The organism is Fusibacter sp. QWL-12 (genome assembly GCF_058683495.1).
Genome location: NZ_CM178745.1, coordinates 1,021,910 through 1,041,826, shown reverse-complemented (window position 1 = coordinate 1,041,826; position 19,917 = coordinate 1,021,910). Strand labels below are relative to the sequence as shown.

Here is a 19,917-nt window from a genome sequence, read left to right as displayed (position 1 = left end):
AACACAAGAAAAGAGGGCGCAAAGATGTTTTCGATTATTATTCCCGTCTATAACAGCACGTCATCGCTTTTTATACTGAATAAAGAAATCAGCCTTTATTTCGAAAATCAAAGCTGGGAATACGAAGTCATCTGGGTAGATGATTGTAGTCATGATGCTACAAAAGATGCTCTTCAGGACGTTCTAAAAGAAGTTCGTTCACCGTTTTGTAAAGACATGAAGCTTATAACACTGCCTCAAAACTTAGGACAACAGAAGGCGATTTACTTGGGACTTTTGAAGGCAGAAGGCGATTATGCGGTTACCATAGATGATGATTTACAACATGATATTAGATCGTTAACTTTACTTCTCAATCAAGCGGTCGCTCAAAACGCAGATTTGGTTTTCGGTCAATACAGCTCTTATGGTACGGGTAAAATAAGAAAAAAAGGATCAAAGATCATTGGCACATTTTTTAAGATGAGGTATCCTGTATTAAATGGACACCGTGTAAGCAGCTATCGTTTAATCCACAAAAGGTTATATACTTGCTTGCCTAAAATAGAGATCGCACAAATAAGTCAATCGTTTATCTATCTAAGTGCTGAGCTTTTAAAATATGCGATGCATGTGGAAAGTGTCTTTATTGAAAGAAGACAAAGAGTATATGGTCAGTCAGGGTATACGTTTTTAAAGTGTGCAAAAATTGGCTGTTGCTTAATCTTAAATTATGGTATTTTGCCAGATAAGAAACAGGAGACCTTAAATGAAAAAAATTCTGATGGTTGGCGCAGGAAGCTGCCAAATTAATGCGATAAAAACAATGAAAGCAATGGGACATATGGTATTTGCTGCTGATTACAATCAGACGACTGAAGGAAAACGATTATCAGATGTTGCTATCGTTGCAGATGCATTTGATACTGAGGCGATTTTAGAAGCCGCAAAGTCGAATGGTGTAGATGGTATCTTAACCGTTGGCACCGATCAACCGGTACTAACCGTAGCAAAAGTAGCAGAAGCACTTCAGCTCAATCGCTTTATCGACAGTGATACTGCAGTACTCGTCACTAACAAAAAGTATATGAAGCAACGCTTCAAAAGATTTAACTTACCAACAGTACCTTTTGCACTGATCAATCGACATTTTCAGTCGAGTGATTTAAGTGGGTTAATGCCACCTTTTGTAATTAAGCCCATCGACTCACAAGGTCAACGAGGGATTTTTATCGTCCATTCTATCGATGAGATTCGTTTGAAATTTGATGAGGTGATCAAATACTCAAGGGAGAGTGAAATACTGGTTGAACAATTTTACGAAAGCACGGAGGTTACCGTAAGTGGATGGGTTAATAGAGGTAAATCGACTATTTTTACCTTGACCGATCGCGTCACCTTTCCAGCAGAAAAGCAGCTGGGGGTTTGCATCGCACACCGTTATCCATCGATTCACGCTAAAAGACAAGCTCAGATTGAAGGTTTGACACAAGAAATTTGCACCTACTTTGGTATAAACGAAGGACCAATCTACTTTCAATTATTGGTAGGCGATCAAGGCGTATTAATCAATGAAATCGCATGTCGATTGGGTGGGGCCTACGAAGATATGACCATACCTTTCGCCACTGGGGTTTCACCACTTGATTTGGTGATTAAAGGGAGCTTGACACCACCAGAAAAGATGGAACGGGTGGTGTTTGCGCCAAAAGAAAAATGTGCCTTTAACACGCAACTGTTTTTTATAAAACCCGGAAAGATTACGGGAATGACACCGCTGGCGAAAATAAAGGCACTTAGCTACGTGATAGATGCTGGATACAACTTTAGAATTGGCGATACCGTTAAACCCCTAGAAAATGCATCACAACGTGCTGGATTTATTATCATTACGGGTTCAAACAGTGAAGAAGTAGAGTTAAGAATTAAAGAAGTATATCAGCTATTAAAAATCTTTGACGAAAATGGGAATAACCTCGTAATTGACTACGATTGTGCCTTGACGGGACAATTTTAATTAAAAGTAGAACAAAATGAGCTGTAAGTATCACGTTTGGACATGTGCCGTATTATATTAGTTCAGATTTAGGTGATAAATACGCGTCTGCCAAGGATACGTTCCAGAAAACCGTGCGATTCGCATCGCATAAAGTGGATTATCGATCGTTTTTATCAGTGTGGCATTTTCTTCAAGATAGGTCATCAAATCGGGATAATAATGGAGGTCGCCGTACATGAAATCCCATCTAGGCGCAGTTCTATAAATATAATCCATTTCATCGTGGAGAATAACATATTCAATTCCGTGTGAGATTAAATAGTTTGAAATGTCACCACGATAGAAGGTCAAGTTTCTCACATCGTAGAAATGCGCTTGTGAAACCCCCTCCAAAACATTGAGATTACCTAAAACTGTTGCTGATTCAGGAACAGTTTTTTTTATTTCAAGGACAACCGTTTCATAAGATACTGAGTAAAAGTGATTGGTTTCATATGTACTTAGATTCGCAACAGTTTGATAGCCAGTCATAAGTAAAAACAAGACCAATAAAATTGTGTAAATGCGTTTAGGAAAAAAGTTATTCACTAAAATGAAAAAAAAGGTTTGTAGCATTAAAATAAAGACGATCGCCGTCTGATTGTATCTCCCGATTAGGATGAGTGTGAGTATATAAGTTAAACTACAGAAGCATATAACCAGTAAATCACGGGATTTGAGCCATAAAACAGTCGATATTAGCATGAATGCAAATAAGATCAAGTTCATGCGAATGTCAAAAAGATCATAAGTGCCACCAATTTGATGATACAGCTTATAGAAATACCAGTAGAGGCCCATAAGGCGATTGCTAGCGGAGGGTTCGATTCCCTGAGTTGCACCATAACTTAGATAACCTGAAATAAAATCTGGCTGAATGAGATTGCCAATACACCAATACAATAACGCAATGCCTGTGGTTCCTAAGAAGTATAATCCTGCCTTTTTAGGTCCAAGTTTAAATAATAAAGCAGCAAAGAAAATGCCTGCAAGTATAAAACTGTTGGGATGCACGCCCAAAGCGATAAATGTAATTAAAAGCAGTTTTAACAATAAACGCGAATGATTCTGCAACAGTAGATATAAACCAAGGGTCATCAAAAAGAACAATACCATTTCTTGTCGACCTTGATGTGCACTATAAAGAAACTGAATATTAACTGCAAGCGTTGCGGTAATCAGTAGACTCACCCAACTGTTATTGGTTTTTATGATGGCAAACCGATAAAAAATCAGTAGTGACAAGCTTGCAAAGATTAAAGAAATAGATCGAATGCTGAAAACGCCATTTCCTAAAGCAGGCATGACGACCACCAATATCGCGTTATAAAACCATCTGAAAGGATGAACTACCCTTGGTAGTAAGTCAAAGTAGGATTCTGTTATCGCGTAACTTTTATCTGCCCACATTTGATTGGCGATGGATCTCAGCCAAATTTCATCTGAATGTACGATAGGGAATGCCATAATTGTAAGGAGTTGAATGCTGATATAGAGAACAAATAGGACAGGGATCAGCCATTTTTCCAGCGTTCTTTTGTTCTTTAAGATAAAGCTTTTTATATTTGCCATAAGCACCTCTTATGATTTATCACATATAGGAATGGTTCTGTATCAGCTGAATTAATTATATGTTTTGTGATAGCTAATACAATAGATGATTTTTCATGCACGGATCCTATAAGTATAGTATAATGGATGACGAAATTATTTTGTTAAAAATGTATCATTAAAATAAGAGATTTAACATAAGCATTTACGATAACCAAAAAGGGTTACTCTGCCGTATAATTGGGATGAAATCGTTAAGATTATGACGAAGTAATTGTCTAATATTTAACAAATACTCCCAAGCAATCTCACAAATTCGTTTAGGAGGTCAACATGACAAAACGAAACTTTAGAATCGTCGCTTTTTTTATGATGATACTTTTAGTGGTTTCTTTAACTGGCTGTATGACAGATACCAGTTATCCAGGTACATTAAATATCGTTGAAGCGTCGCAAGTAATTGAATCAGCAAACAGTCCAGGTGTCATTGTGATAGATGCAAGAGGTCAAGAGGCCTACGATAAAGGCCATCTCGTTGGCGCTATCTGTCTCTCTCCCGATGAATTAGTCGTTGAATCGCCTGTGCCAAAGACCTTGGTCGATCAGGCGACATTTGAAAGCATCCTTTCAAAGCATGGTATTTCAAATGACTCTGTTGTCTATATTTACGATGACAACGGTGGCGTAAGTGCTGGTAGAATTTGGTGGACACTGCACGTTTACGGACACAGTTCAGTAATGATCGTCAATGGTGGCGCATCGGAGTTGGTTAAAGCGAAAGCAGAACTAACTGTGGACCCAACGGTATTGCCTGAAACCAGCTACACAGCAAGTGCTTTAGATTCAAGCCAAGTTGCGAGCTTTGAAGCGGTTAAAGCGGTCACTGAAGATGCACAAACAAAAGTTAAGCTTTTAGATGTGAGATCTTCGGCTGAGTATGCAGAAGGTCATATTCCTGGTGCGATTTTATATCCGCACACTCAAAATCTTTACAAAGATGGCACCTTTATGTCGAGCAGAGACCTTAAGCTATTTTATCAAGATGCAGGTTTTTCTGTAGACGATGAGATCATCTTATATTGCAAATCCTCATATCGAGCAACACAAGCGGTAGCCCTTTTAGAAGAAGCAGGCTTCAAAAACCTTAAGGTTTATGATGGTGCTTGGATCGAATGGTCTAGCTTGATGGACACAACAGAAGTACAAGAAGATACAGCACCCGTTGGGGAATCTGATGGATCCTGATGGATCAAATGGAGGAAGAAGATGAGCAAGAAATGGTTAGCGTTACTATTGTCATTGGTTATGATCTTATCTTTAGCAGCATGTGGTAAGGCCGATGAACCTGCATCAATGGAAGTGGCGACACAAGAAACGCAACAGACGACTGAAGCGGTAAGCTTTGATATGACTGCATTAGTGGCTGACTACTTTGCAAATATGCCTGAGCATATTTACAAGATTGATCAGACTGAATTTATTGAAAAAGTAAAAGCGTCAGAAGAAATGACGATTATAGATATTAGAAGTGCTGAAGACTACGGTAAAGGCCATGTAAGTGGCGCTGTAAATATGCCTTGGGGCGTTGCTATCGCAGAAGGCTTATCAAGCATTCCTTCAGACAAACCAGTGTTTGTTTACTGTTATACAGGTCAAACAGCAGGTCAAGCGGTTGCGACTCTTAACATCGCTGGCTTTGACGCAAGAAGTGTCAACCTCGGTTGGAATTTAGGTATTTCAAAAGTTGAAGGTGTTGATGCAGTTACAGTAACGGATGCTGCAACACTTACAGCAGGTGCTACTGAAATTTCAGCAGACGTTCAAGCTGCAATGACAGCCTATTACGAAGGACTTGCTGCAGTTGCAGATTCAAAATACAAAAATTATAAAGTATCAGAAGACGATTTAAAAGCGATGGTAGATGCAGCAGATCCATCAATCTACATCTTGTCAGTAAGAAAAGCAGAAGATTTTGCTAAGGGTCATATCGAAGGCGCTAGCAATATTCCTTTTGGAAAAACAATGGCAGAATCGTTTGCAACCCTTCCTATGGATAAAACCATTGTCGTATACTGTTATACGGGTCAAACTGCTGGTCAAGTAACCGCAGCATTAAGATTGATGGGCTATGATGCAGTTTCTTTAAATGGTGGCATGGGAACTGGCGCAAATGCACCTTCAGGCTGGGCAAATAAAGGCTTCCCACTTGTATCAGAGGTAACGACGACACTTGAAAAGCTTTATGCTGAAATGCCAGAGCATATCTATAAAATCAGTGAAAAAGACTTTGTACAAATGGTTGTAGAAGGTCAAGATATGACGATTTTAGATATTCGTTCTGCTGAAGATTATGGCAAAGGTCACGTTCAAGGCGCAGTGAACTTACCTTGGGGAACTGCAATAGCAGAGCAAATGGCTAACATTCCTGCTGATAAACCAGTATTCGTGTACTGCTATACAGGTCAAACTGCTGGTCAAGCAGTGGTTACTTTAAATCTTGCTGGACTTGATGCAAGAAGTGTCAACTTAGGCTGGAATCTTGGTATCTCAAAAGTTGAAGGCGTAGATGCAGTTACAGTAACAGATGCAGCAACACTAGGCTCAGAGGTTAGAGAAATTTCACCTGCAATCATGAGTGCAATTACAAGCTATTATGAAGGCTTAGGTACAATTGCTGATGAAAGATTTAAAAACTACAAAGTATCTGAAGATAATTTAAAAGCAATGATTGACAATAAAGAAGAAGGTTTCCAAGTATTATCTGTAAGAAAAGCAGATGATTACGTTGCTGGTCATATTGAAGGCGCTGTAAACGTTCCATTTGGAAAAGAAATGATTCCAGGATTCGTTTCAACATTAGACGCTTCTAAAAAGGTAGTGGTTTACTGTTATACTGGACAAACTGCTGGACAAGCAGTAGCTGTTTTGAGATTGATGGGCTATGATGCTGTATCGCTTAACGGTGGTATGGGAACAGCTGCAAATGCTCCAAATGGCTGGTTAAACAAAGGCTACCCAGTCGTTAAATAGTTGTTGCTTCATCATTTGAAAAGTAAAACTGAACTAGAGTCAAGACAAGCGGCCTTTCGTGATATAATCATGAGAGGCCCTTTTTTAAAGCCACAATCTCACTTGAGGTGAATATGAACATCAAAATCCCATATCATCAGCCATATCGATTGCATCATTCGGCTGTATTTGAGCTCTTAAAAAAAACGAAAGATCTTAATCATAAGGCGATACAGTTGTTAAAAGAGAAACTCGGACTCGATGACAGCTATGACGTTTTCCTCACACAATCGGCTACGGGTGCTCTTGAAATGATAGCACTTGCCCTTGGGTTAACCTGTGAGGATGAAGTCATTATGCCCTCCTTCACTTATGCAGCAACTGCCAATGCTTTTGCACGAACCGGTGCGAGAATTGTCTTTGCCGATATTCAACCGGAGACGTTAAACCTCGAACCAAACTCAGTTAAGTCACTGCTGAATGCGCGAACGAAAGCGATTGTTCCCATCCATTATGGTGGTGAGGCGGCTGACTTTGAGCAGCTTTCCAAGCTATGCGAGGACACTGAGTGTGTAATAATAGAAGATGCAGCGCACGGCATCGGTGCACATTATAAAGGTAAACCTCTCGGCACGTTAGGTTTAATGAGTGCTTATAGTTTTCATCATACGAAAAACATCCATGGTGGCGGTAGTGGTGGGGCACTGATACTCAACCGAAACCATGCCAAATATACAGAACAGCTTTACGAGTCGATCTTGGCCATCTACACACAAGGGACCGATCGATTTGCATTTATTGAGGGTCGAGTACCTACATATACCTGGCAGAAGCTGGGCGGTGAGTTTGAGATGACCGACTACAGTAAAGCAACTTTAATGGATCAGCTGATGCATTATGAATCGATCGTAGAAAGACGAAAAAACATATATAACAAATATGAAGATGCATTAAAATCGCTGAGTGAACAGACTAGGCTATTTACCATAGCACAATCATCAGAAGCGCATTCCAATAATGGACACATCTTTTGGATGGTTTTCAACTCGGTAGAGGAACGCCAGCTCATCCAAAGCATACTTACCAAGAACGGCATTTCAGCCTACACACACTATGAGCCTCTCCATTTATCAACTGCAGGGCGCTTATATGGGAAAACGGGCGAAGCACTTCCAGTGACAGAACGCATCGCTGACAGACTGCTGAGACTCCCTATTTACCACGAACTCACCGAAGAACAGCAAGATTTTATTATCGAAACCTTGCTAAATGGGATTATGGAATTAAACGGGAATAAATAATGCGTAAATAAGGAGCAACAATGCATGAAAACTTTCAACCTATTAGTGACAGGTGGCGCCGGATTTATTGGCAGTCATTTTGTAAAATATGCAAGAAAATCTGGGCATTTTGACACCATCGTTGTATTTGATAAGTTAACCTATGCAGCTGATTTAGAGCGTCTTGATGGCGTGATGTATACGCTTGAAGTGGGAGATGTCAAAGATACGGAGCGTTTATTAGAGATGTTAATTAAGTATCAAATAGATTATGTGATTCACTTTGCTGCTGAATCTCATGTGGATAGAAGCTTAGCGGATTTAGCCCCATTTATAGAAACCAATGTCATAGGGACTGCGTCTGTGATACAAGCGATTCGCCATTATCAAAATAGCCATACGCTAAAAAAGTGCCTACATATTTCAACCGATGAGGTATACGGAAGTAGATCATATGAAGCTGTAGCTGCAACAGAGGTTGATCCGCTGAATCCAACGAATCCTTACGCAGCCACAAAGGCAGCAGCCGATCAGCTTGTTATTGAACTGATGAATGAAGCGGTTTGCCCGACCGTTATCGTAAGAAGCAGTAACGTTTACGGTGAAACTCAAAATAAGGAAAAGCTAATTCCCAAATCATTAGAAGCAATCCTACAGAGTCAACCGGTGATTTTATATGGGGATGGCTTAAATCAGAGATCATGGCTATGTGTTGAAGATTATTGTCAAATCTTACTGATGCTTTTACTCGATTCCGTAACAGGTGAGATTTTTAATTTATCAGGAAAAGAAACCTATACCAATCAAGCCTTAATCGGCCAAATGCAACAGTGCTATCAAGAGATATTCAATCAACAGACACTGCCCATCGAATACGTCAAAGACAGAGCAAAGCATGACGTTGGGTATCACATCTCAGATGAAAAGTTGATGCGGTATTTAGCTGACCGAGGTTCTATGATATCTTATAAGAGAGTAGTTGATTTTTTTAGAGATTATATAAATGAGGCGAAAAATGGATTGGATCGAAGCAAAGCAAATCGTATCAAAAACGAAAAATGATCAGTGGTTTGGTACGGACTTTAATATGAACCTTTACCGTGGGTGTCACCATGGTTGTATTTATTGCGACAGTAGAAGTACATGCTATCATCTTGAGGATTTTGATCGCGTAAGGGGTAAAAAAGAAGCCCTTGAAAAGCTTAAAAGAGAGCTTAGAGGTAAGAGAAGTACTGGCGTTATAGGAACGGGTGCTATGAGCGATCCTTATAATCGATTTGAATCATCGGAACAATTGACCAGAGGTGCACTTGAAATCATAAGAGACAATCAGTTTGGTGTTGCTATTGCAACTAAGAGTGCGCTCGTTGCAAGAGATGTAGATATTCTATCTGAGATCAGTCCAGTGATCGTCAAGATGACCATCACAACCTATGATGAAACGCTTTGTAGACTTATTGAGCCTAATGTAAGCGTTACGAAAGAACGATTTGAGGCCATAAGGGTCTTATCTGATGCTGGAGTATTCACTGGCGTTTTGATGATGCCGATTCTTCCCTTTGTTAACGATACAGAGGAGAACATAACGCAAATTGTTGAGACTGCGGCTGCAATGGGTGCAAAGTTTGTCTATCCAGCATTTGGTGTGACTTTGAGAGATGGAAATCGTGAATATCTTTATCAGGCATTCAATCGAATCGATCCTAATCTCACGTTAAAATATCAGCAAACCTTTGGTAATCAATATTACTGTGAGTCACCCAATTCAAAGCAATTGGCAAATACCTTTAAAAAGCTGGTCAAAGAATATGGACTATACAGTAAGATGGCTGAAATCACAAAAGCGTATAAGTGGCCAAGAAAGCAGCATCAGCTTTCATTTTTTGACTGATAATTAGTTCTTTTAATTTTCAGATGCAATGAATGATTATCTTACGGAACTTTTTGATTCGCTCTACGTCATAATAAGTATAAAACTTTAAAAGTGAGGTGACATCATGAAAAGGTCATTATTAGCAACTGGACTCGCAATCCTTGTTGGCATTTCTACACTTTCACAGCCAACCTATGCGACCACAAATTTTGTGGATATAAACGAAACGCCACAAAAAGCAGCGATTGAGATGCTGTTTGATAGAGGCATAATACATGGAACGAGTGAAACGACATTTGAACCGGATAAACTGCTCAATCATGCAGAAGGGATTTTACTACTCGTCAACACATTTGATTTAAACTTAGATACAGTTAGATTTATCAAGGAACCGAAAGCTACTGATTACTTTAAAAATGCGGATGATGCAGCTTGGTATGCTTATGGATTTATCACAGCGAGTGTTAACGGTGTTGCACTAGACGCAGATCTATTACCGATGGAAAATTGGACGAGAGAGGACTTTATCAATGTATTGGTAACCACCTACGAACAAGAGTACAATTTACCAATGGTAAAATTGATTCCTGTTGATATTGCTGATGAAGAAAGTATTACACCAGAGTTCAGTGGGGCGATACAAAGAGCGTTAAGCTATGGCTTAGTAGAATTAGATGCTCAAAACAATATTAATCCAAAGGAACCATTATCTAGAGCGGAAGCAGCTGAGATGATTGCGCATTTGATTGAAAGAGAAATAGAAAGACAACAATAAGATAATAAAATATATAAAGTCCTATGAGCTAATGTAGAAGCATCTACGCCCTAGCCATAGGATTTTTTTTTGCATTAAAATACCAAGAATGCTCATAAATACTTTGTTTTTCAATGAAGTATTCTTAATATTTAAAAAATAGTGATTCAACGGCTTGACAAATCAAATGATAATAATTATCATTAAAACGAATAAATGATAACTATTTTCAATAAAGGAGTAAGCTATTGAGTCTCGATCAAATATTAGCATTTCATTGTGCCCCGACGTTAGTGGGCCTTAAACCTGCAAACCTAATCTCTCATAAACCCTTTGAAGTGGTTGCAACTACAAAAAAAGCATTAGATGATAACGCCATTGATATGACTTTGCTGTGGCACTGTAATTGTAAAGATTTAACTTTGGTATATCATCGTGAAAAACTGTGGCAGCATCTGCATTCACCAGAAATATGGGGCTACCTTATGGTGCAAGGCTATCCAATGTACAGCTCTTTAGAGACCATCATTGGGCATCTTAAAAAAAGAATTATTGAGTTGAAAGAGTTCCCACATGAAGTCGGGTTGTTTTTGGGCTATCCATTAATCGATGTCTTGGGTTTTATCAAAAACAATGGCCAAAATTGTAAGTTATGTGGTTATTGGAAAGTTTATGGAGATGAAAGTGAAGCGAAATGTCTCTTTGATTCATTTAGCAAGGCGAGAGATGAAATGTGTGCAAAAGTAAATTCGGGTTATACTGTAGCAGAAATATTGACGGTAGCATCTTAAAAATAGGAGGAAAAAATGGGAAAAACAGCAGTCGTTTATTGGAGCGGTACAGGTAATACAGAAGCAATGGCAAAAGCAATTACGGAAGGTTTAAAGAGTGAAAATAGTGAGGTTACACTTTATAATGTATCTGAAATAACTGCAGAACAAGCTCTCGGTTTTGAACGCTTGGTATTAGGCTGTCCTTCAATGGGTGCTGAAGTTCTTGAAGAAATGGAGTTTGATCCATTTTTCTCTGACATAGAAAAAGGACTCAGTGGGAAAAAAGTTGCTCTCTTTGGTTCATATGGATGGGGTGACGGCGAGTGGATGAGAGACTGGCAAAGTCGCACAGAAGCAGCTGGCGCTTCACTTTTTGAGGAAGGGTTAATCATCAATGAGACACCATCTGAGGATGATTTAGCTCGATGCGCGCAATTTGGTGCTAGATTTTCAAGATTCTAATGCTTTTCTAATGAAAATCAAAGGCGGTTTATAGAAAAGAAGGCTAAACTAATAGTATCAAAAACTTATCTGTAATGGAGGTCTTATGAAATCCGTTAAAGAGGAATTTAAAATTGGTATCTTACCAATTATCGGTTTTTCTACTATTATATTGTTTGGCATCCTCTGGGTGATCATGGTAACTAAGTTTGTTGCCAAGGTGGGAAGTCTAGGCCCAATGGGGGTATTCTTTCCTTTTATAGGTTTGTTCTTTATTGGAGCGGGAACGATAGAGCTTATCGCATATATCAAGCGAAGAGCGCATGATGATGAACGTTAAAATGTACTGTAATAAGATGTGAATTAAGACTTTAATCTTGAAGGGATTAGAGTCTTTTTTATTATAATAAGCATTAAAAATAAAAGAAAACCAGTATCGTGTCATTGGAACTACACCCCACTTATTATGTCAAATAAGTGGGGCGCATTTCACATTCACGTTACTGGTTTTTATTAAGCAACAATCATTAGAATGCAGGAACAACTGCACCTTTATATTGCTCTTGGATGAAGTTTTTCACATCATCAGATTGTAACACTTTAATTAGCGTTTGGATTGTTTCATCATTCAAATGCTCTGGTGTTACAGTGACGATGTTTGCATAAGGTGAGTCTGCACCTTCGATTACAACTGCATCTTCAGTTGGCACTAAGCCTGCTTCAAGTGCGTAGTTGGTGTTAATAACCGCACCATCAACATCTTCAAGAGTTCTTGGAAGTTGTGCTGCATCGATTGGCTTAAATACAAGTCCAAGTGGATTTTCAACGATGTCCGCTTCAGTTGCTTCTAATGTTGCGTCTGCAGATAATTTAATAATGCCATTTGCTTGAAGTAATAAAAGTGCACGGCCTTCATTCGTTGGGTCATTTGGGATCGCAATAGTTGCACCTTGACCAATTGTATCTACCGAATCAAAAACATTTGAATATAAGCCAAGTGGCTCTACATGTACTGAACCAGCGCTAACAAGCTCGATATTGTGTTCTTTTGCAAATGAATCCATGTAAGGAACGTGTTGGAAGAAGTTTGCATCGATTTCACCTTCACTAAGTGCAAGGTTAGGAGTCACATAATCTGTAAACTCAACGATTTCGAGTGTAATACCTTCTGCTTCAAGTGCAGGTTTGATGTGCTCTAAAATTTCTGAGTGAGGAACTGGTGTTGCACCTATTTTTAGGACGCTTGTCGCTTCTTCTTTTTTCGCACAGCCTGTAAGTACAAGGGCTGCAATTAAACCTATCGTTAAAACCAAAGTTGTTATTTTTTTCATTTGATGCCTCCAAATTAGATTATTTATATTTGTTGTTTATTATTTTGATCAACCTTATTCAAGATTTTCTATTTTCTTCTGTGAACCAGTAGGCGATTTGCCAACCAGTTACCTAGTGATTGCAATAATTGAACCATGATAACCAATATAATGATCGTTGCAATCATGACGTCTGTTTGAAAGCGGTGATAACCATAGCGGATTGCGAGGTCACCGATACCACCACCACCGACAGCACCTGCCATAGCAGAATAGCCAATAAGGTTGATGATGGTAATCGTCGTACCTAGAATGAGGGCAGGCAATGCCTCTGGCAGCATTACTTTTGTAATGATTTCCCATTGGTTTGCACCCATAGCGGTTGCTGCTTCTATGACGCCACCGTCAACTTCATAGAGTGAAGTTTCTACGATTCTGGCAAAGAAGGGGATGGCAGCGACCACAAGCGGTACGATGGCCGCATTGGTTCCGATAGAGGTTCCGACGATCAAACGCGTAAATGGGATGATAAAAATCATCAATATGATAAAGGGCATCGATCGCATCATGTTAACGACGTAAGATAAAATGCGATTGAGCAGTGGTCTTTCTAATATATGACCTTTAGAAGTAATCACAAGAACGATGCCAAGCGGTAAGCCAAACAAAATTGTAAATGAAGTTGCCACAAACACCATATAGAGTGTTTCTAGACTGGCCTTTAAAAGTAACTGAGTCATTAGAGCACCTCCACTACAACATGTTGGTCTTCAAAATAGGCGATGACACGACCCATTTCATCTTCAGACGGTGTTAGAACTTCGATTAATAATTTTCCAACTACTTGTCTCTGTATGGATTCGATATTCCCCGACAAGATGTTTACGTCATATGGAAATTGTCTAATGAATCCAGAAATAATTGGCGCGTTTGCACTGCCATTTGAAAAGGTTAGGTGTAATCTGGTTCCTTTTTGAGTTAAAAATTCAGGTGCTTCTAGCTCACCTAAAAAATGACGAGTTTGAGGTGTTGGAACGGTCGAAAAGAGTTCTGCAGTAACGCCTTTTTCGATTATTTTACCTGCCTCAAGAATTGCGACTTTATTGCATATCGCTTTAATGACTTCCATCTCATGTGTGATGACCACTAACGTGATGCCAAGTTCATAGCTGAGCGTTTTTAATAAGGACAGTATTTGCTTGGTGGTCTTTGGATCAAGTGCTGAGGTTGCTTCATCGCATAATAGAATTTCTGGTTCCGTCGCAAGAGCTCTTGCAATACCGACTCTTTGCTTTTGACCACCACTTAGATTACTTGGATAAACATTGGCTTTATCTGTTAGTTCAACTTTTTCAAGTAGTGAGGTAACTTTTTCTTTAATGATCGCTTCGCTGTATTTTTGAAGTCTCAATGGAAACGCGATGTTATCATAAACGGTTTTGCTGCTTAAAAGGTTGAAGTTCTGAAAGATCATGCCGATATTCTGTCTTGATTTTCTAAGTTCTTTTTCAGATAGAGCTGTAATATCAACACCTGAAATTACAACGCGCCCTGATGAGGGTTCCTCAATGCGATTGATGCATCTAATCAGTGATGATTTACCTGCACCACTTAAACCGATGATTCCGTAAATGTCACCTTTTTCAATTTCTAGATCAATACCGTCAAGCGCTTTAACGATTTGACCATTTTTTGAATATACTTTTGTTAATTCTGAGATTTGAATCATTAAAAAACTCCTTCTGCATAGAACATGCAAAAGGAGCTTAAAAACATCCTCTCACATCTTCCAGTTACTCTGACGGAATTAGCACCATGTCATAAGACTGGTTGCTGGGTTTCACAGGGCCGTTCCCTCCACCTCTCTGGATATGAGCTCATATTAAATTTTCGCGAAAACTGCAATTAAAAAGCCTCTTTTCACACAAGAAAAGAGGCCATGATAAACATTTGCTCTCTCTCATCTGTGGATTTCTCCCAGGAATTAGCACCACTACCTTATGAATGGTTGGTTGCCGGGCATCATCGGGCCAGTCCCTCCGCCGCTCTGGATAAGAGTTAAATTGTAATTGCTATGAAATGGATTATAGACAATCTGATACATACTGTCAACACATTTAATTTTATTTAACAATTAAAAGTTTATTCTGAAAATTCACACATTTCGAGTGGCTATTTAGAATTGTTAATTGTGTTACTCTTTTGAATTGACCTTATCCATTGGAAATACAAAATAATTGATAAGGCCACTTATAATCAAACCGATGAATGTATCCAGTGTACGATAGAAAGCATATGATACTTGGTTACCACTGGATGTGCCAAGTCCGATCGCTAGAAACACAATGATTGCGATTTTAATCGTACCTTGCCACTTAAATAAATTGCAGACATAGATGACGATGACAATTCCAAGTCCTATCGTAATCGGATTCATGGGAAGTAAAAGTGAAAATGTTAGTGCAATAAGTGCGCCTAAAACAGTCCCCAATAGTCGATCGCGAATGACGGAAAAGGTTGCTGTCATCGTCGATTCCATAGCAAATACGGCTGCAATAGCTGCAAAAAACGGGTTTGTCAGCTGAAAGCGATCTGCTACAAAAAGGGTAATCATTACTGCGATTCCAGTTTTTATACTGCGTGGACCAATACCATGTCTTGTGAGTTTGTTGAGTGTGTTTTTGAGCATGATTGCCTCCAGTGAAGGGTGATGTGATTGAGTGAAAACTTATTTTACTTGATCGTGTTAAAATCATAATATCTTATCCGCAATTAAGTTGATAATGTCGCTATCTGATTATACCCAATTTAGCTCTAATTAGTCGAGTTCGATGATGTGTGTTGCGATGCGTTCAACAAAGTGCGTGTCATGCTCGATAAACAGCATCGTAGGTTCATAATTAAGTATCATATCTTCTAGTTGAACCCGTGAAAGGAGATCGACAAAGTTAAGAGGCTCATCCCAAATATAGAGATGTGCTCTTTGACAGATGCTAGCTGCGAGTAACACTTTTTTCTTTTGGCCTTCACTGAGGTGTTGTAACTCCTTATCGAATAAAACAGCAGAGAAATCTAATTTAGTTAACATACTGCGTAGAAGATGTAGCTCAATTTGGTTGGCCTCGGCATATGCTTTAAAGCTACCTTCAAGAAAGGACGTATCTTGTGAGACATAAGAGATAACTAAGTCCCTTGCTATTTTAATTCGTCCGCTAGTCATCAAATTTGAAACATCTTCTTCCAAAAGTGTTGGGTCATATTGTTTTAATACAGCTTTGAGTAGTGTTGATTTGCCTGATCCGTTTCTACCTGTAATGGTGTAGCGTTGCGTCGCTTCTATTTGAAAGCTGAGATCTTCAAGCACAAGCATTTCGCCATACGCTAGTGATTCTATATCAAAGGCGATATATGGCTGCGATAATGCCGGTTCTTGTATCAACTCCAGCGGCTCTGCAACCTCGAGATTCTTAAGCAATTTTTTCTTGTCCTCTAATGCTTTATCTCTTCGCTTTTCGATGACCTTCGCACGCTTCATCATTTTCGCCGCTTTGTGACCAACAAACCCGCGATCTGGAACATCAGAACCAAACTTACTCTTTTCAGTTTGATCCGACCAACCAGCAGTTCGTTTAGCGGCATCCCCCAACCGCTTGATATCCTTTAGAAGCTTTTCATTCTCAGCCACTTCAAACTGATCTTGATAGGCTTTATTTTGCAACCAAGTAGAGAAGTTGCCTTTTTGAATTTCTATATTTGTTTTATTGATCGATAAAATATGGTCGATGATTTCATCTAAAAACAAACGATCATGTGAGACGATGATAAACCCTTTTTTTCGTTTGAGATAGGCAGCAACCGTAGCTCTGGCATCCACATCGAGATGGTTGGTTGGCTCATCAATCAATAGAAAATTATTGGATTTTAGAAACAACACTGAAAGAAGTGCTTTTGACTGTTCCCCTTGACTTAACGTCTCAAATGGACGATCAAGCAAAGATTCGTCCAGACCGATGTAGCTAAATTCACGAAGGAGTGCCCATTCTTCTAAATCCGGATCGATTTGTGTTAAAAGCTCTCTCGTAAATAATGACGTATCCTTTACTTCGTAGGGGAAATAATCAAAATGAACTGAAGCACTGATCTGACCAGTAAAAGGCATTTCACCTAACAGTAGTTTTAGAAATGTGGTTTTACCTCTACCATTTCTACCTGTAAAGCCAAGTTTCCAGTCTGTATCCATTTGAAAGGATACATTTTCAAAAATTTTATCGTAGCTGCCCTCATAGGCAAAACTTAAATTTGTAACTTTTATTTGTGACATTGTGGTCCTCCTATTTGATTTGCAAGGTGTAATAGCGTTTAATTTTATGCAACAAAATAGGATGCAAGAAACCTCGCATCCTAATAAACACTTAGCAAAACAAATCCACCTTGGGAAAGGGGACTTCATGCATAAATCTATAATTTGAGCGGATGATAACGAACCTCTTGCAGCGTATGACAAAAAAACGGTATAAAACCGATTCTTGACACCTATTTAATTGCTTAGCAAGAAGTATGATTCATCTTTTCAACTCCAATCTTTTTTATAATTCTTTTAGATGGTAACACAAAATTTGTAAAAGCGTCAAGACTTATTCAGTAAAATTTAGAACCAAAGGTGTGTCGAAAAGTGCTTCCTTTGTCCAAAAATTATAATAAACCGTTACGGGTTTTATAACGATACTTTCAATGTCATTTTCATTAAGTACACCCTGATATTGATCATAGTAATAGTAATTAACACGATAAATTTTTTCGAACTCATTTTCCGAAACCAGTATGGCCTCATCGCTATAAGAGATTAACTCCTGTCTTTCAACATACATATTTGGACCAAGTTTATTGGACATTTTTGCGAAGAACGCGTTTGTTGGATAAGTGGAATTGTGAATGTACCAGTTAAACTCATAATCACTATCGTTGGGAAGACGATAGTTCACCTCGTAGTTGGGATACCCTGCTGCATCTTCGATCCATTGGGTACTAATTATTTCAAATTGATCAAGTAAGTTTGCATCGGTGATGACAAATCCAATGTCTTGAATCCCTAGGAGTTTAAATGACTTGATAGGAATCGGTTTGAAATCATCGGTGCTGAAATGATTAACGCTTAGAGCAATCGGTCCCTCCAGAATACGCCTTTTTTTTGAAGGATCACTATTAGAGCCCAACTTAAAATCATCTGTATAAAGGTGTCCGCCGTAGTTTTGAGTTTCGCCGTTGATTTCTATCAAAAAACCAATACTTCTGCTTTCGATTCTGTAGGGAAAATCAATTTCAGGTGACTGCTCTACATTAAACTTTAAGTTAAGCTCAGAATTGTTCTCTCTTTTAATGCCACTTACATATGACATTGAGAAATTCCCGGATGGAATCGAGAGCGTTGTGTTAGCGCCTTTTGCTTGAATTTCAACATCCTGATAAGAAGCGGTGGTAGTAGTAAAATCAAACTGACGACTAAACATTGGCCAACTGATGTAAAGTCCAAAGCAGCATATTAGAAGAAAGGGGATGATTTTGAGAATCACTCCAAAGTGTAATTTAGGTAGATCACTTTCATTTGATAAGTGCTCGATAGAGGTCAAAATCTTTTGAATGATCAACTTAAATATAATTGAAAGTGCGTGTGCCATAAGATAGAGCACGACAAGTGTTCCAAGTGAGTAGTCTGAATAAGTGATGACCAATAACCCTAAAATGAGTCCACTATAAAGGATTCTTCTAGCTTGCGACTGTACTTGTAGCAAATGGAATGAAAATGTAATCGGTAGCAAGGTGCCTAAGATTTTAAGTAGGCTCTTTAAGATTTCTACTATACCGAACTGATATTTAAAATAAGAGCTGTATTTGTATACATGAGATAAGAATTCTTGTAATTTAATTTGCGAAGTAAACTCTTTAAACGGTATGTATCGATTATAGTCGAGTAGACTATAAACTGGATAATTTGAAAATAACCAAATAACAATAAAAGTAATTAACGCACCAAAATAAAACTGATCAAGACGAGAGGGTCTTTTGGAAAGCACTTCATTACTTACATAAGATCTAACGCCAAATGCGATTAGTAAAAAGGCGATGATGCCTAGAGTTCCCATCATGTTTCGCTCCTTTCTATGCCAAGCTCATAGCGATAAGCGATTATAAAGTTAGTGTAGACTGCCAAGCGTTCTTCGTAGAGTTTTTTACCAGTAGCTGTTTGAAGCCATGGCACTCTGCTAGATAATTGAGCGTGATAAGTTTCGACTCTGTCTAGTATAGTTTTGTATGTGACTTCAGGTTCAGTGGCAGCTGCAATAGCATCCCAAGCGATACTCATTGCACCGACTTCGTCGAGAATGTCAGCATCCATTATAATCCTTGATTCAAGATTAAGCAGACTACTATCTTCCAACCGCTTATTATGCTTTTCTATTGCTTCAAGTACCATCGCTTTCTTTGGTTCTGGATAACCTTGACTGGTGAGGAAGACCTCAGCCATTTGTCTGCCCACCAACGCATGCTCGATCTGATCATCCCAGCCGATATCGTGTAAAAGTGCGGCGAATTGGATAACCTCTAAATTACCACCTTCAGCTGCTGCTAACCTTTCAGCCCAATTTACCACCCTCAAAGTATGTTCATATCTACTGCGAAATGGATACCGATTGGGGCGATTATTCTCCTCGATTCTTTGCTTTGCAAATTGTTTAACGTTTTCAAGAGTAAGTGCACCATTAGCCATATGTATTCACCTTTCTTTGCGTTTAATCATAACGCTCAATACATAAATTATAAGCCAGATGACATTATAAAAAAAGAAAAATTGGTAATCTTTGCATACACTTAGATAATATTGGTATAATGGTTATAGTGAGAAAGGAGCCT

General features: G+C 38.8%; 19 protein-coding genes and 2 riboswitches. Of the genes, 11 read left to right on the top strand and 8 right to left on the bottom strand.

Annotated elements, in window-relative coordinates; all coding sequences use genetic code 11:
• Positions 1-24: 24 nt before the first annotated feature.
• Together AC4PID_RS05430 and AC4PID_RS05425 are read left to right on the top strand one after the other, a co-directional pair.
• Positions 25-792: a glycosyltransferase family 2 protein gene (locus AC4PID_RS05430; protein WP_492134549.1), complete on the top strand. Its 768-nt coding sequence runs from the start codon at positions 25-27 to the stop codon at positions 790-792.
• Complete coding sequence (locus tag AC4PID_RS05425; protein ID WP_492134548.1) at positions 749-1,996, top strand: ATP-grasp domain-containing protein; 1,248 nt, start codon at positions 749-751, stop codon at positions 1,994-1,996. Before AC4PID_RS05430 ends, AC4PID_RS05425 begins: the two co-directional genes overlap by 44 nt.
• Positions 1,997-2,053: 57 nt before the next feature.
• Here AC4PID_RS05425 and AC4PID_RS05420 read toward each other — a convergent pair whose 3' ends face one another.
• A complete protein-coding gene (locus AC4PID_RS05420; RefSeq protein WP_492134547.1) occupies positions 2,054-3,589 on the bottom strand; it encodes a glycosyltransferase family protein in 1,536 nt (511 codons plus the stop codon).
• Between the two features lie 312 nt (positions 3,590-3,901).
• On the opposite strand from AC4PID_RS05420, the gene AC4PID_RS05415 reads away from it, so the two are divergent.
• From AC4PID_RS05415 to AC4PID_RS05375, 9 genes are all read left to right on the top strand, one after another.
• Positions 3,902-4,813 (top strand): sulfurtransferase, encoded by a 912-nt coding sequence (locus tag AC4PID_RS05415; RefSeq protein ID WP_492134546.1) that lies wholly within the window; start codon positions 3,902-3,904, stop codon positions 4,811-4,813.
• A gap of 21 nt (positions 4,814-4,834) precedes the next feature.
• Entirely contained in the window at positions 4,835-6,598 is a 1,764-nt protein-coding gene (locus AC4PID_RS05410; RefSeq protein WP_492134545.1) for a rhodanese-like domain-containing protein, read from the top strand.
• A 113-nt stretch (positions 6,599-6,711) separates the two neighbouring features.
• The gene (locus AC4PID_RS05405; protein WP_492134544.1) at positions 6,712-7,878 is read left to right on the top strand and encodes an aminotransferase class V-fold PLP-dependent enzyme; all 1,167 of its coding nucleotides are present in this window, start codon (positions 6,712-6,714) and stop codon (positions 7,876-7,878) included.
• Positions 7,879-7,902: 24 nt separating this feature from the next.
• Positions 7,903-8,919 carry an NAD-dependent epimerase/dehydratase family protein gene (locus AC4PID_RS05400; RefSeq protein WP_492134543.1) on the top strand — a complete coding sequence of 339 codons (1,017 nt, stop codon included), beginning with the start codon at positions 7,903-7,905 and terminating at the stop codon, positions 8,917-8,919.
• On the top strand, positions 8,873-9,748 hold the full coding sequence (locus AC4PID_RS05395; RefSeq protein WP_492134542.1) for an SPL family radical SAM protein: 876 nt from the start codon (positions 8,873-8,875) through the stop codon (positions 9,746-9,748). The genes AC4PID_RS05400 and AC4PID_RS05395 overlap by 47 nt, the downstream gene beginning before the upstream one ends.
• A gap of 106 nt (positions 9,749-9,854) precedes the next feature.
• The gene (locus tag AC4PID_RS05390) at positions 9,855-10,505 is read left to right on the top strand and encodes an S-layer homology domain-containing protein (RefSeq protein ID WP_492134541.1); all 651 of its coding nucleotides are present in this window, start codon (positions 9,855-9,857) and stop codon (positions 10,503-10,505) included.
• Positions 10,506-10,732: 227 nt separating this feature from the next.
• On the top strand, positions 10,733-11,275 hold the full coding sequence (locus tag AC4PID_RS05385; protein ID WP_492134540.1) for a DUF3793 family protein: 543 nt from the start codon (positions 10,733-10,735) through the stop codon (positions 11,273-11,275).
• Between the two features lie 15 nt (positions 11,276-11,290).
• The gene (locus AC4PID_RS05380) at positions 11,291-11,719 is read left to right on the top strand and encodes a flavodoxin (RefSeq protein WP_492134539.1); all 429 of its coding nucleotides are present in this window, start codon (positions 11,291-11,293) and stop codon (positions 11,717-11,719) included.
• Between the two features lie 85 nt (positions 11,720-11,804).
• Positions 11,805-12,038 (top strand): hypothetical protein, encoded by a 234-nt coding sequence (locus tag AC4PID_RS05375; RefSeq protein WP_492134538.1) that lies wholly within the window; start codon positions 11,805-11,807, stop codon positions 12,036-12,038.
• Between the two features lie 187 nt (positions 12,039-12,225).
• On the opposite strand, the gene AC4PID_RS05370 is transcribed toward AC4PID_RS05375, so the two are convergent.
• The 7 genes from AC4PID_RS05370 to AC4PID_RS05340 all read right to left on the bottom strand — a co-directional run bounded on the left by AC4PID_RS05370 (position 12,226) and on the right by AC4PID_RS05340 (position 19,774).
• Complete coding sequence (locus tag AC4PID_RS05370) at positions 12,226-13,029, bottom strand: MetQ/NlpA family ABC transporter substrate-binding protein (RefSeq protein WP_492134537.1); 804 nt, start codon at positions 13,027-13,029, stop codon at positions 12,226-12,228.
• 68 nt (positions 13,030-13,097) lie between these two features.
• The gene (locus AC4PID_RS05365) at positions 13,098-13,748 is read right to left on the bottom strand and encodes a methionine ABC transporter permease (protein ID WP_492134536.1); all 651 of its coding nucleotides are present in this window, start codon (positions 13,746-13,748) and stop codon (positions 13,098-13,100) included.
• A complete protein-coding gene (locus AC4PID_RS05360) occupies positions 13,748-14,737 on the bottom strand; it encodes a methionine ABC transporter ATP-binding protein (RefSeq protein ID WP_492134535.1) in 990 nt (329 codons plus the stop codon). The genes AC4PID_RS05365 and AC4PID_RS05360 overlap by 1 nt, the downstream gene beginning before the upstream one ends.
• 50 nt (positions 14,738-14,787) lie before the next feature.
• Positions 14,788-14,884, bottom strand: a riboswitch (SAM riboswitch).
• A gap of 81 nt (positions 14,885-14,965) precedes the next feature.
• Positions 14,966-15,066: riboswitch (SAM riboswitch) on the bottom strand.
• A 136-nt stretch (positions 15,067-15,202) separates the two neighbouring features.
• Entirely contained in the window at positions 15,203-15,697 is a 495-nt protein-coding gene (locus AC4PID_RS05355) for an FUSC family protein (protein WP_492134534.1), read from the bottom strand.
• 129 nt (positions 15,698-15,826) lie between these two features.
• Positions 15,827-17,329 (bottom strand): ribosomal protection-like ABC-F family protein, encoded by a 1,503-nt coding sequence (abc-f, locus tag AC4PID_RS05350; protein WP_492134533.1) that lies wholly within the window; start codon positions 17,327-17,329, stop codon positions 15,827-15,829.
• A gap of 313 nt (positions 17,330-17,642) precedes the next feature.
• A complete protein-coding gene (locus AC4PID_RS05345) occupies positions 17,643-19,151 on the bottom strand; it encodes a hypothetical protein (protein ID WP_492134532.1) in 1,509 nt (502 codons plus the stop codon).
• A complete protein-coding gene (locus AC4PID_RS05340; RefSeq protein WP_492134531.1) occupies positions 19,148-19,774 on the bottom strand; it encodes an HD domain-containing protein in 627 nt (208 codons plus the stop codon). Before AC4PID_RS05340 ends, AC4PID_RS05345 begins: the two co-directional genes overlap by 4 nt.
• Positions 19,775-19,917: the final 143 nt, after the last annotated feature.